Below are 12,947 nucleotides of genomic sequence, written 5' to 3' on the forward strand. Positions count from 1 at the left end.
ATAATGTCAAAAATTCAAACATTACTGAAAACATATGTAACAACTGGGTATTATGGTATAAAGTGTCTTGTTAAAGATAAATTTTTTCCATACAAAGGGAGGACTATTAAAAGAATGGATCTTTTTTTAAAATATTTTAATGGAAAAATAGGGATAGAAATAGGAGGGCCTAGTGCTATTTTTTCAAAAGAAATTCCAATTTATCAGGTTATAGATAGTTTAGACGGATGTAATTTCAGTTCTCAAACCATTTGGGAAGGTACTATTGTTGAAGGCCAAAATTTTAATTATTTAGGAAGTAAAAAAGGACACCAATACATTTGTGAAGCGAGTAACCTTAAAGAAATACCTGATAACAAATATGATTTCCTTATTGCAAGCCATTGTTTAGAACATTGTGCCAACACGTTAAAAACAGTTAAAGAATGGGTGAGAGTTATTAAAAAAGGCGGTGCTATTTTACTTATTTTACCGGATAAAAGATATACATTTGATCATAATCGTCCTATCTCTACTTTTGGTCATTTTGAAAATGATTTAAATAATGGGATTAATGAAACCGATTTGACACACCTAACCGAAATTTTAGAGTTACATGATTTGAATATGGATTTAGCTGCCGGAACTAAAGAACAATTTAAAAAAAGGTCTTTTGCTAATCACGAAAATAGATGCTTGCACCATCATGTTTTTGACTTCAAATTACTGCAAAATGTCTATAAGTATTTTGATATTAAGGTAGTTAATTTGACTTTTGTAAAACCTTATCATCAAATAATTTTAGGTATTAAGCGATGATTTCAATAATTATTTGTTCTCGAACCCAAAACATTTCTTTTAATTTATCTGAGAATATAAAAAACACGATTGGTTGTGATTATGAATTAATTGTCATTGATAATTCAAACAATAAATATTCTATTTTTGAGGCCTATAATTTAGGGATAGAAAAAAGTAGGAATGATTATTTGTGTTTTATGCATGATGATGTCTTATTGCATACTCAAAATTGGGGTCTACTAGTGAAGAATTTATTCGACCAAAATGAAGAATTTGGGTTGCTGGGGGTTGCCGGTGCTAAATCCAAAACAAAGATGCCATCGGCTTGGTGGGATTGTCCAGAAGAGGATAAATTTCTTTATTTAAAACAACATTTAAGAAATGGCAATGTTGAAGATTGGGACCAAGGTTTTAAGAATAAAAATATAGAAAAAGTGGTTGCAATAGATGGATTTTTTATGATTGCTCGAAGAGATAAACAGTTTCGTTTTCAGGAATCTACCAAGGGTTTTCATTGTTATGATTTGAACATATCATTCGAGTACATCAAGCTGGGTTATAGTATTATAGTGGTTAATTCAATAGTAGTGGAACATTTTTCTTTGGGAAAGTTAGATAAAAATTGGTATTTGACCTCTATAATAATGCACAAAATATACTCGAATTTGCTCCCTTTAAAAGTTGAAGAAGGAATAGTCTGCAAGGATTTTGAGTTTAAAAACGGAACAAATTTCATAAAAGGTTTGCTTTACTACAGGTTAAAAAAACAAGCCTTCTTACTTTGGATACAATTAATTATTTTAAAGCCTATTACAGGATGCCATTTTAAATTTTTGAAACAAATGCTAAAATAAATGCTAGCAATAGTCATTCCATATTATAAAATTACTTTTTTTGAGGATACTTTAGAGTCTCTGGTGAATCAGACAGACAAACGGTTTAACGTTTATATTGGTAATGATGCTAGTCCAGAAGATCCAGAGTTTTTATTAGAAAAATATATAGCGAAATTTGATTTTGTGTATCATGGTTTTGAAAATAATTTGGGCAGTATTTCGTTGACACAACACTGGGAACGTTGTATTGCATTATCCATTAGTGAAGAATGGATTATGATTTTGGGGGATGATGATGTGCTGGGGGTAAATGTAGTGGAAGCTTTTTATGCTAATTTATTAGAAATAATAAAGAAGGAAATTCATGTCGTTAGGTTTCGGACAAGTGTCAAACTTAATGATTCGCTTAGTACAAGATATAAAACGGTACATCCAAAAATTGAAACCATTTCCGATTTTTATTATCGAAAGTTTAAGGGGCTTACAAGAAGTTCTTTGTCGGAATATATATTTGAAAGAGAAGTATACACAAAAAATAAATTTAAAGATTATCCTCTTGCTTGGCATAGTGACGATATAGCGTGGCTTGATTTTTCCGAGAATAAGCCAATTTATTCTATTAGTGATGCAGAAATTGTAATTAGAATTTCTGATCAAAGTATTTCTGGAAAGACAAATGATAAACCTCAAAAGGATCGGGCTAGATTGCTTTTTTTTTCGGAGTTAGTTACAAATTCATTTGATAAGTTTTCCAATAAAACTAAATTGTTGCTGTTATTAAGATATGAAGTGATTTTAAAAGATCAGAATAAAATGAATGCAGAAAGATGGTTTTTTATTGTAAAAAAATATATAAAGATTGGTTCTTTTGTAGCAGTAGCTAAAGTTTTTAGAAGAATATTAATTAATAAGTTTTTAAAATGACTCCATTAGTTTCTATAATTATTCCTACTTATAATAGAGCAAACCTTATTACTGAAACTCTCAATAGCGTTTTGAAACAAACGTATTTTAATTGGGAGTGTATTATTATAGATGATGGAAGTACGGATAATTCATTAGTAGTAATTCAAAAATATTTAAATAAAGATTCAAGGTTTTTATATTTATTGCGACCAGATTATAAAAAGAAAGGTCCTTCTTCTTGCCGGAACTATGGAATAGAAAAAGTAACAGGGGATTATATAATTTTTTTAGATTCGGATGACTTATTAGCAATAACTTGTTTAGAAAATCGAATTGAGTTTGCAATGCAAAATTTAGAATATGATTTTTGGATTTTTAAAATGGCGGCTTTTAATAATACAATTAACAATTTTGAATTTGTTTATGAGAATATTATAGCGAAAAATGAAAGCTTATTTTGTAAAAAAGAGTTTATGAAAGGTAATCATCCATTTGTTATTACTGGACCATTATGGAAAAAGAGTGTTTTGGTTGAACTAGATGGATTTAACGAGCAAATGACGATGATTGAAGATCCAGAGTTACATTTAAGAGCATTGAAAAAATATCGATTGAAATTCTCTAATTATACTGAGCCAGACTGTTTTTATAGATTGAATAATTTTGCTGCTAAACGACCAGTAAAATTAGAATTAGAAAATGCTTTTGTTTTTTTTAATTGTCATTTAAATAACATAGATAGGGATCTTTTAGTTAGTTTTAAGAAAACCATTAATAATTTAATTTTTGAAAATAAGAAATACAACTATTTTATTAGATTCTATATACTTGGTAATAAATTAGGCATTTTGTCAAATAATAAAATATTTTTTGGGGCTCTAATTCTGATTTATAAATCTTTTGGTTTTGATAAATTTAAAGGATTAGGTTATCACAGATTTAAAAAAATATTTAATAATTTTTAGTTTAATAAATTATAAGATGAATTTTATAAAAAAAATATTACTTAAGATAAATATCTTTTTTAAACCCAAACAAATCATTAATTTGAATGAGAACAATAATATCTCGTTTTTTAAAAATGTAGAATTTAAAAGTTCGAAAATAGATATTTACTCCTATATTGCAAACAATTCGATTATACATAACACTGAAATAGGAAAGTTTTGTTCAATTGGCCCAAATGCAGTAATTGGTTTTGGAGATCATCCAACAAATATGTTGTCAACTTCCCCTGTATTTTACAGTTCTGATTGTAGTTTCGATTTAAAACCTTTGGATAATTTATATTATGGAAAAAAAAAAGTGCATATTGGCAATGATGTATGGATTGGTGCCAATGTATTTATAAAAAATGGAATAACAATAGGAGATGGTGCTATCATTGGGGCTGGAGCTGTTATTTTAAAAAATATTCCTGCTTATGCAATTGTTGTCGGTGTTCCAGGAGTTGTTAAGTCATATCGTTTTTCTCAAAGCACGATAAGGAATTTGTTATCAATTAAATGGTGGGATTTATCTCCTAAAGTTATAAGAGAAAATTTCGAACTATTTACGTCGGATAAAATAATTGAAAATTTAGAGTTGATTTCACGATTAAAATAAATCGAACCGTAATTTGTTAAATAATGCAATATCCCAAAATATCAATTATTATAACCTGCTACAATCTAGGTAATTATCTAAATGAAGCTATTGCAAGTATCAAGAGTCATTTTCCACTGGACGATTCTGAGATTATTGTTGTAAATGATGGTTCTATAGATCAGGTTACTATTGAAATTTTAAAAGCAATAGAGCAGCAAGATAAATCGATATTTGTTCTGAATCAATGCAATATGGGCTTGGCAAAAGCAAGAAATAATGGAATTAAACAGGCCAAAGGGAAGTATATTATTCCACTAGATGCTGATAATAAATTGAGACCTGAATTTATTAAACAAACAATAAGTATTTTAGACAATAATCCAGAGATAGATGTTGTTCATGGTAATGCTCAAAATTTTGGAAATAAAGTTAGCATTTGGAAATCCAAACCTTTTTATTTTCCGGAGATGCTACTCAATAATTATATTGATGCTTGTGCCGGCTTTAGAAAATCTACTTGGGAAAAGTTGGGTGGATATGATGAAAGAATGCCTGTTATGGGTTTCGAAGATTGGGATTTATGGCTTCGAATGGGTAATGCAGGTTGTAATTTTCAATATGTGGATGAACTGTTTTTTGACTATAGGGTTAGAGATAATTCGATGCTGTCAGAGGCTTGGCAAAAAAGACCAGAGTTGTTAGATTATATTTTCAATAAAAAAGAATTAAAACATTTAGCACTATTTAGAGAAAGTGTTATCGAAAATAAAAAACTTAAACAGGAACCCTCTTTTAATTTTTTAATAAAAACGATACTTAAAAAAGTAAAACGAAAATTGCCTTTCTAAATGATTAATTCTAAAAAAATATTCTTTACTACTGAAAATATTTCTTGGGGTGGAAGCGAGTTGCTTTGGTCTAGAACTGTTGCAGAATTATCTCAATTTAGTTTTTCTATAGCTGTTTGCGTTCATGAAAAACTAAAACTTCCTCAAGAGTTACTTTCGCTCGAAAAAGATAGTAAAATACAAATCTTTATACATTCAAATTCTATCTTGTCCATATGGAAACGAATGCTGAATCGATTTTTGCCCTACCGTAAACGATTTAAATCTTCTAATTTACGGCATAAATTTATTCTTGATTTTAACCCGGATTTAATAGTAATGAATCAAGGCTTCAATTTCAACGCTGTAGATTTGATGTTATTTGCGCTAAAAAACAACCTAAGCTTTGTGACAATTTCTCATGCCGTAAATGAAGGATTGTGGCCCAATTTAGACTTGAGAAAAAAAATGCTTCAAGGTTTTAATAACAGCCAGAAAAATTATTTTGTGAGTCATGACAACCTTTTAGTGACTCAAAATCAGTTAGGAAACATATTGGATAATGCTGCTGTTATTCGCAACCCGTATAATGTGTCTTTTGCAATTGATTTAGATTTCCCAAAACTGGATATTTTTCATTTGGCTTTTGTGGGAAGATATGATTTCTGTGCAAAAGGTCAGGATGTTTTACTTCAGGTTCTAGCTGAAACGAAGTGGAAAAGTAGAAACTTGTGGGTAAATTTTTATGGAGAAGGGAATGATGTAGAAAATTTGAAGGATTTGGTTGAAATGTATCAATTAACCAATGTAATGATACATTCTCATACGGCAACAGAAGAAATATGGAAAATGAATCAAGGTCTAATTTTAACCTCAAGATTTGAAGGCTTACCTATTGTAGTTGTAGAGGCAATGCTTTGCAAGCGATTGGTAATTGTTACCAATGTAAGCGGAAACGCCGAATTTGTTCAGGATAATGAGTCTGGTTTTATTGCTGCTGCACCAAGACCAGAATATGTGGATGAAGCCTTAGAACGCGCTTGGCAACAAAGAAAGAATTGGGAAGCAATAGGGAATAAGGCAAGAGAAGAAATTATAACTTTAATTCCCGAAAACCCAGCGGTTGACTTTGCAAATGAGTTAAATTATCTTTTAAGTAGTTTATAATGTATATTAAGGTCTACTTTATTTTAGCACATAAGAACCCAAGCCAAATTCAGGATTTGATAGCATTGTTAGATGATAATAAATCTTTGTTTTTTATTCATTTAGATAAAAAAGTGAATCAAAAGGAATATGAAAATTCAACTAAAAATTCATCCTGTCATTTTGTAAAAAACAGAGTGTTGTGTGACTGGGGGACCTACAGTTTAGTACAAGCTACTTTAAATACAATGAAAGAAGTGCAAAGGTTTATGATCGAGCATTATACACATTCAGACTATCATTTTATCATGCTTTCCAGCGAGGATTTACCGTTAAAAAGGAATGAAGCTATTCACGAATTTTTAGAAAGCAATATAGATACTTCATTTTTAGATTATTGGAAATTACCTTATAATAAATGGTGGGGAGGAGGTTTGTTTCGATTAGAAAATTTTTATTTTTTTCAATATAAAAAATTTCCTAAACTGAATTACTGGACTAACAGAGTTATAAAAAAAATGCATTTTAGTTTCTTGTTACCTTTAAATCGATTTAAGAATCGATTTCCAAATTTCCAAATTTATGGAAGCAGCCAGTGGATGATTTTGACTAAAGATTTGTTAGGATTTATTCTTGAAAAAAGTAATAAAAACATAAAGTTCAACTCTATATTTAAATACGTTTTAGCTCCAGATGAATTGTATTTTGCAACTGTGATTTTAAATTACAATTTGCAAGATCAATTTGTGGTATGTGATAAAAAAACTCATTTAGTTTGTTTTAACGGAGCAGAAGCCAGTCCAAGATATTTGAAAGTTGGAGATTTATATTGTGTTGAAGAAGGTCTCTTATTCGCAAGAAAATTCGATCCTGAAAATAATGCAAAAACCATTAACGCTGTAAAAAAAATGATTAGCCAATGAAAAAGCTAGCAGTCTTAATGCCTACTTATAACTGTGCAAAATATTTGCAGGAAAGTATCGATTCAATTTTAAATCAAACATATTCAGATTTTGATTTTTATATCTACGATGATTGTTCCACAGATAATACTATTCAAGTTATATCAGGTTATAGTGATAAGAGAATTATTTATATAAAAAATTTCGAGAACTTTGGTATTGCCAAAACTTTAAATTTAGGCTTTGAAAAATTATTACCTTCTTATCAATACATCGCCAGAATGGATGCTGACGATTGGTCATTCCCAGAAAGGTTTCAAAGACAAATTGATTATTTGGAACGGAACAAAGAAGTAGTTATGTGTGGAACCCAGGGATATTGTTTAAAAAACATGAATGATAATCCTATATCCGCTTGGGAATATCCCTTCAAGAATGACTATATCAAATACTATTTACTCTTTTCGGCTACTTTTCATCATCAATCTATTGTTTTTCGATCAGAATTTTTAATCAGAACTCATTTGAGATATGATGAAACAATTCAAACCTGTGAAGATTGGGATTTTTGGACCCACATAGTAAAAGAAGGAAAGGTCGTAAACTTACCAAATTTTTTATTAAAATGTAGAGTCCTTCCAAATAGTAATCATCGTTCTCCTGAAAATAAAAATAAGCATATTAAAGAACGATCAAAAATCATTTCTAGATATTGGGCTGATTTTAATATTATACTTTCGGTTGACGAAGTGTATGAATATTATTACGGAAATAAATTATTGTCTTCAGCAGATTTTATTAAGAAAATTAAATTCTTGATAATTCAATTTAATACTTTGTATTTAAAAGAGTTACAGATGGACCCTGATGACAGAAAGAAATTTAGGTATTTATTAGCCAGAAGGATTTTAAGTTATTGGAAACGATCAACAGTAAATAGATTTAATCCTTTAATCTGGTTTGTAATAATAAAAGAGGTGAAGTTCATGAGTAAAATAAGATTAATAAAAAGCCTAATCCGATAAACACTTTATGCAAACATCTATATTAATTGTATCTAAAAATAGAAAATCTGAATTGGAATATACGTTAAATATTTTAGCTCAGATAATTGATTTTTCTGAGAATGAAGTTTTGGTATTTCTTGATGGTTGCATTGATAATTCTAAGATATTAAAAGAAAAATTCTGTTGGGTTGGATGGTTTTCTTCTGAAAAAAGCATAGGAGCTTCTGCTGCCAGGCATCAACTATATCCAAAAGCCAAAGGACAATTTTTAATAGGTTTTGATGATGATGCCCATCCTTTACAGTCCGATTTTATTACAAGAACCCTAAGTGTTTTTGAAAGGTATCCAATAGTTGGTATTGTTGCTTTTCAGGAAATAAAAGGTGTGTTTGGCTCAGATCAAGAGGCTTTAAGTCAGGTTAACTCAATAGCGGAAGAATATTTTACCAATGAATTTATAGGCTGTGGATTTGCTATCCGCAAAGAGGCGTATCAGGCTACCAATGGCTTTCCGGTTTGGATTGATATTTATGGAGAAGAATCATGCGTTTCGATTGAAGTGTTAGCTGCGGGGTACGATATAATATATACCAACACAATACAAGTGAACCACCGTGTTAATTTAATAGAAAGAAAGAAAGCGGGACAAAATTATTTTAGATTTGGAAAACAATTAAAAAATTCTACTTATTATTTTTTAGTGTATTATCCGTATCCTTTAGGTAATATTTTGAAATTGTATTGGCATAATTTCAACAAGTATGCATTACGAGACATTAACTGTTTTAAGATTTTTTTTAGCGTTAGTGTTGAGGTTCTTAGGAGTATGCCCAGGATACTTACCTATAGAAAACCAGTTACTGCATTAGTACTTGATAAAATGAGAAAAGTAAAAGGGATGCAATTTTGAAACGCTAAAAAGCAAATTGATAAGACTTTATATCTACAAGAGTAATAAATCTCAGAGCGCATTTGAAATTCAAAAAAATAAGTATTTTTACAAGGATATAATTTTACTAATGAAAACGATTGCTATTATTCCTGCTCGTGGAAACTCTAAACGGTTGCCAAATAAGAATTTATTACTTTTAGGAGGAATTCCTTTATTGGTGCACAGTATTTTATTTGCCCAAAAAAATCCATCTATTATTGATGAAATCTATGTAACGACCGATAACGCAGCCATAAAAAACATTGCGCTGCAGTATGGAGTTACAGTAATTGACAGGCCAGATGCTTTTTCAGGAGACTTGGAACCAACGATTAGTAGTGTCCAACATGTTTTAGAGACTATTACTCATGCAGTTGACACGGTTGTTTTGTTACAACCCACTAATCCGTTACGACCAGAAAATTTGCTTCAGGAAGCCTATGTACGGTTTTGCATGAATGATGCTGACAGTCTTGTCACCGTAACCAGGAATCATCAAAAATTGGGAAAAATAATCAACAACAGTTTTGAACCTTATAATTACACAATAGGGCAACGCAGTCAGGATTTAGAGCCTCTTTATTTTGAAAATGGGTTGTTGTACATTACCAAAGCTAAAGTGATACTGGAGGGTAAAATAGTTTCTGAAAATAGTATCCCTTATGAAGTAAATCATATTTTTGCCAATGTTGATATCGATACGCTGGATGATTTTGATTATGCGGCGTATTTAATCAATAAAGCGTCTCGACTGCGCTCGAAGTGACAGTTGTAATGATTTGATTATTTAGTTGTACTATGAATTTGAAATAAATCGTCTCGGCTTTACTCCGACTGCGCTCAGTACAAACTTTCGACGTGACAGTTGTAGTGACTTCAGGATTTTATTGTCAAATCGAGCGCAGTCGAGATTGTCTTCATTGACTCTCGCTCAACGCAGGCTCGGTCGAGATTGAGTCTTGGAGTTATTATAAAATTTAATTTGTAACCATTCATTAAAAAAATGAACCCATATATTGAAATTGCAGGAAGAAAAATAGGTCTTGATTATCCCCCTTTGGTTATTGCTGAAATCGGTATTAATCATGAAGGTTCTTTGCAAATAGCCAAAGAGATGGTAGATGCTGCTCACAGAGCCGGTGCTGAGGTGGTCAAGCATCAAACGCATATTGTGGAAGACGAGATGACTGGGGCAGCCAAAAAAGTAATTCCGGGCAATGCTACTGTTTCTATTTATGAAATTATGGAACGTTGCTCATTGAACGAAGTCGATGAATTAGAACTAAAAAATTATGTAGAAAGCAAAGGAATGATTTTCATTTCTACCCCTTTTTCTCGTGCTGCCGCTGAACGCCTGAAAAAATTTGATATTCCTGCTTACAAAATAGGATCTGGAGAATGTAATAATTATCCTTTGCTGGAGCATATTGCAGCTTTTGGTAAGCCCGTTATTTTGAGTACCGGAATGAATACTATTGAAAGCATTACTAAAGCGGTGGCAATTTTTGATAAGTACAACGTACCCGTAGCGCTATTGCATACTACAAATTTATATCCAACTCCAATTCATCTCGTGCGTTTCGGCGCAATGATGGAAATGCATAAAGCTTTTCCGGATAAAGTTTTTGGATTGTCCGATCATACTTTGAATAACAATGCGTGTTTAGGAGCTGTAGCTTTAGGAGCCAGTATTTTGGAACGTCATTTTACGGATCATACACATCGTACCGGTCCAGATATTGTGTGCAGCATGGATGAGCAGACATGTGGGGAACTTATCGTTTCTTCTCATGAAATGTGGCACATGCGGGGTGGAACAAAAAAGCCTGCTTTAGAAGAACAAGTAACTATTGATTTTGCATTTGCAACGGTTTGTACGATTGCTCCAATAAAAAAAGGAGCGTTATTTACTACGGATAATACATGGGTAAAACGTCCGGGAACTGGAGCTATTTTGGCTAAACATTTTAATGATTTGATTGGGAAAATCGCTACTCGAGATATTGATAACGACGAGCAATTAGATTTTAATGATTTTGAACAATAGTTTCTTTATTTTGCCTTTTTTTGGATAGCAATTAAAAACTTAAAAATAGAGACAATTACAAAATAAATACAGTTCCCTCGAGCGCAATCGACCGGTATTTAAGATTTAAAAGTATCTCGACTGCGCTCGACATGACAAAAAAATAATGAAAAAAATCCTATTTCTTACCGGAACCCGAGCAGATTTCGGAAAAATAAAATCGTTGATTTCAATTCTTGAAGAAAAAGAAGGATTTGAAGCTTTTGTTTTTGTTACCGGAATGCATTTGCTAGAGCGATATGGTTATACGCTATTGGAAATAGAACGCTGTGGCTTCAAAAACATTCATACTTTTATCAATCATACCCATGAAACTACAATGGATTTGACCTTGGCCAAAACCATTGAAGGACTCTCTGCTTTTATCAAGACCATTAATCCGGATATGATTATAGTTCATGGTGACCGCGTAGAAACACTCGCTGGTGCTATAGTAGGATCGCTCAATAATATTTTAGTGGCGCATATTGAAGGAGGCGAGTTATCCGGAACGGTAGATGAATTAATTCGGCATAGCGTCAGTAAATTAAGTCATATCCATTTTGTTTCTAATACTGATGCAGCCAAAAGATTGATTCAAATGGGCGAAAAAAAGTCTTCTATATTTACCATTGGATCTCCTGATATTGATGTTATGTTTTCGGATGCGTTACCAAATTTGAGCGTTGCCCAATCTTATTATCAAATTCCTTTTGATACGTATGCCATTGCCATGTTTCATCCTGTTACCACAGAAGCTGCCGAAATGCAGCATCATGCGAATCATTTTGTTGCCGCTTTACTGGAAGATACACATAATTATGTTGTTGTTTTCCCTAATAATGATTTGGGAACTAACACTATTTTGGAAGCCTATAAAAGATTGGAAAACAATACCCGTTTTCGAATATTTCCTTCTTTGCGATTTGAATATTTTCTGACCTTGCTCAAAAACGCACAATACATCATAGGGAATAGTAGTGCTGGAATTCGGGAAGCGCCTTGCTATGGTATTCCTATTATTAATATTGGAACACGACAGCAAAACAGAGCGGTTCACGCGCACATTATTAACGTGGATTATGAACAAAAAAATATAACAGACGCACTAGCGCTAATAGATATTCAAAAAACCATTCCAACGGCTAGTGATTTTGGGAAAGGGAACAGTGCGCAGTTGTTTCTGGAGTCTATAGAAACGGATGCAATTTGGGCAATCAATCATCAAAAACAATTTAGAGATATTTAATGAAAAAACTAGGTATAGTAATCACTGATGGCGTTGGATTCCGGAATTTTGTTGCGGTATGGTTAGAATAATTTGATGTTATAACTATTAAGTTGCTTTCATTATTATGTGCTTATTACTACTATTTTTAAATTGATCTAATCAATACATAACTTAAACTGATTCATTCTTTGGAATTGCCTCTATAAATTAATGTGTTTTATGAAAAATAATTTGTTAGAAAACTTTATAGTTTACCTATTTAATTCCAAGACAATTTTTTACCTAATTTTAATTGTTGCAACGTTAATTGTAATACCTAATATTGATAGAGAATCTTTATGGTTGGATGAAATTTTTTCTGCAACAGCCTCTTTAAAAACATCTTCATTAGATTTAATGTTTTCTAAATATATATCAAGAGATGGAAATCCTCCTTTGTACTATGTATTATTGTTTTACTGGGGAAAAATATTTGGTTCTGGCGATTTTGAAATAAGGTTACTGAGTTATGTTGTTACTTTGCTAGGTTTAATATTGTCTTATTTACTAATAAAAAAACATTTTAGTAGAAAATTAGCAATTTTATTTTTATTCTTAAGTGCGTTTACACCTGGGGTATTATATTATGCTCAAGAGGCACGAATGTATTCTCTGGACATGCTAACTTAGCCATCACATTAAGTTAAGAAATAATCTTAATTTTAGCCTATGAAACAAGTCCGCAAAATT

General features: G+C 31.4%; 14 protein-coding genes. All 14 read left to right on the forward strand.

Annotated features, from left to right (window positions below):
- The first annotated feature begins 3 nt into the window (after positions 1-3).
- The 14 genes from EKL96_RS05090 (at position 4) to EKL96_RS05155 (ending at position 12,887) form a co-directional block, all read left to right on the forward strand.
- The gene (locus EKL96_RS05090; RefSeq protein WP_158614911.1) at positions 4-798 is read left to right on the forward strand and encodes a methyltransferase domain-containing protein; all 795 of its coding nucleotides are present in this window, start codon (positions 4-6) and stop codon (positions 796-798) included.
- A complete protein-coding gene (locus EKL96_RS05095) occupies positions 795-1,634 on the forward strand; it encodes a glycosyltransferase (RefSeq protein WP_126458963.1) in 840 nt (279 codons plus the stop codon). Before EKL96_RS05090 ends, EKL96_RS05095 begins: the two co-directional genes overlap by 4 nt.
- Complete coding sequence (locus EKL96_RS05100) at positions 1,635-2,540, forward strand: glycosyltransferase family A protein (RefSeq protein WP_126458967.1); 906 nt, start codon at positions 1,635-1,637, stop codon at positions 2,538-2,540.
- Positions 2,537-3,487, forward strand: coding sequence for a glycosyltransferase family 2 protein (locus tag EKL96_RS05105; RefSeq protein WP_126458970.1), 951 nt, complete (start codon positions 2,537-2,539; stop codon positions 3,485-3,487). Before EKL96_RS05100 ends, EKL96_RS05105 begins: the two co-directional genes overlap by 4 nt.
- Positions 3,488-3,503: 16 nt before the next feature.
- Positions 3,504-4,127, forward strand: coding sequence for a CatB-related O-acetyltransferase (locus EKL96_RS14560; protein ID WP_126458973.1), 624 nt, complete (start codon positions 3,504-3,506; stop codon positions 4,125-4,127).
- Between the two features lie 23 nt (positions 4,128-4,150).
- Complete coding sequence (locus EKL96_RS05115) at positions 4,151-4,957, forward strand: glycosyltransferase family 2 protein (protein ID WP_126458976.1); 807 nt, start codon at positions 4,151-4,153, stop codon at positions 4,955-4,957.
- Positions 4,958-6,103 (forward strand): glycosyltransferase family 4 protein, encoded by a 1,146-nt coding sequence (locus EKL96_RS05120; RefSeq protein ID WP_126458979.1) that lies wholly within the window; start codon positions 4,958-4,960, stop codon positions 6,101-6,103.
- A complete protein-coding gene (locus EKL96_RS05125) occupies positions 6,103-7,005 on the forward strand; it encodes a beta-1,6-N-acetylglucosaminyltransferase (protein WP_126458981.1) in 903 nt (300 codons plus the stop codon). The genes EKL96_RS05120 and EKL96_RS05125 overlap by 1 nt, the downstream gene beginning before the upstream one ends.
- On the forward strand, positions 7,002-8,009 hold the full coding sequence (locus tag EKL96_RS05130) for a glycosyltransferase family 2 protein (protein ID WP_126458984.1): 1,008 nt from the start codon (positions 7,002-7,004) through the stop codon (positions 8,007-8,009). Before EKL96_RS05125 ends, EKL96_RS05130 begins: the two co-directional genes overlap by 4 nt.
- A gap of 7 nt (positions 8,010-8,016) precedes the next feature.
- Positions 8,017-8,901: a glycosyltransferase family 2 protein gene (locus EKL96_RS05135; RefSeq protein WP_126458986.1), complete on the forward strand. Its 885-nt coding sequence runs from the start codon at positions 8,017-8,019 to the stop codon at positions 8,899-8,901.
- 109 nt (positions 8,902-9,010) lie between these two features.
- The gene (locus EKL96_RS05140) at positions 9,011-9,688 is read left to right on the forward strand and encodes a cytidylyltransferase domain-containing protein (protein ID WP_126458989.1); all 678 of its coding nucleotides are present in this window, start codon (positions 9,011-9,013) and stop codon (positions 9,686-9,688) included.
- A gap of 237 nt (positions 9,689-9,925) precedes the next feature.
- The gene (locus tag EKL96_RS05145) at positions 9,926-10,969 is read left to right on the forward strand and encodes an N-acetylneuraminate synthase family protein (RefSeq protein ID WP_126458992.1); all 1,044 of its coding nucleotides are present in this window, start codon (positions 9,926-9,928) and stop codon (positions 10,967-10,969) included.
- 145 nt (positions 10,970-11,114) lie between these two features.
- On the forward strand, positions 11,115-12,236 hold the full coding sequence (neuC, locus tag EKL96_RS05150) for a UDP-N-acetylglucosamine 2-epimerase (RefSeq protein WP_126458995.1): 1,122 nt from the start codon (positions 11,115-11,117) through the stop codon (positions 12,234-12,236).
- A gap of 201 nt (positions 12,237-12,437) precedes the next feature.
- A complete protein-coding gene (locus EKL96_RS05155) occupies positions 12,438-12,887 on the forward strand; it encodes a glycosyltransferase family 39 protein (RefSeq protein WP_158615217.1) in 450 nt (149 codons plus the stop codon).
- Positions 12,888-12,947 lie beyond the last annotated feature (60 nt).

Origin of the sequence: Flavobacterium sp. LS1R10, from assembly GCF_003968825.1 — a bacterium.
Taxonomy (GTDB): domain Bacteria; phylum Bacteroidota; class Bacteroidia; order Flavobacteriales; family Flavobacteriaceae; genus Flavobacterium.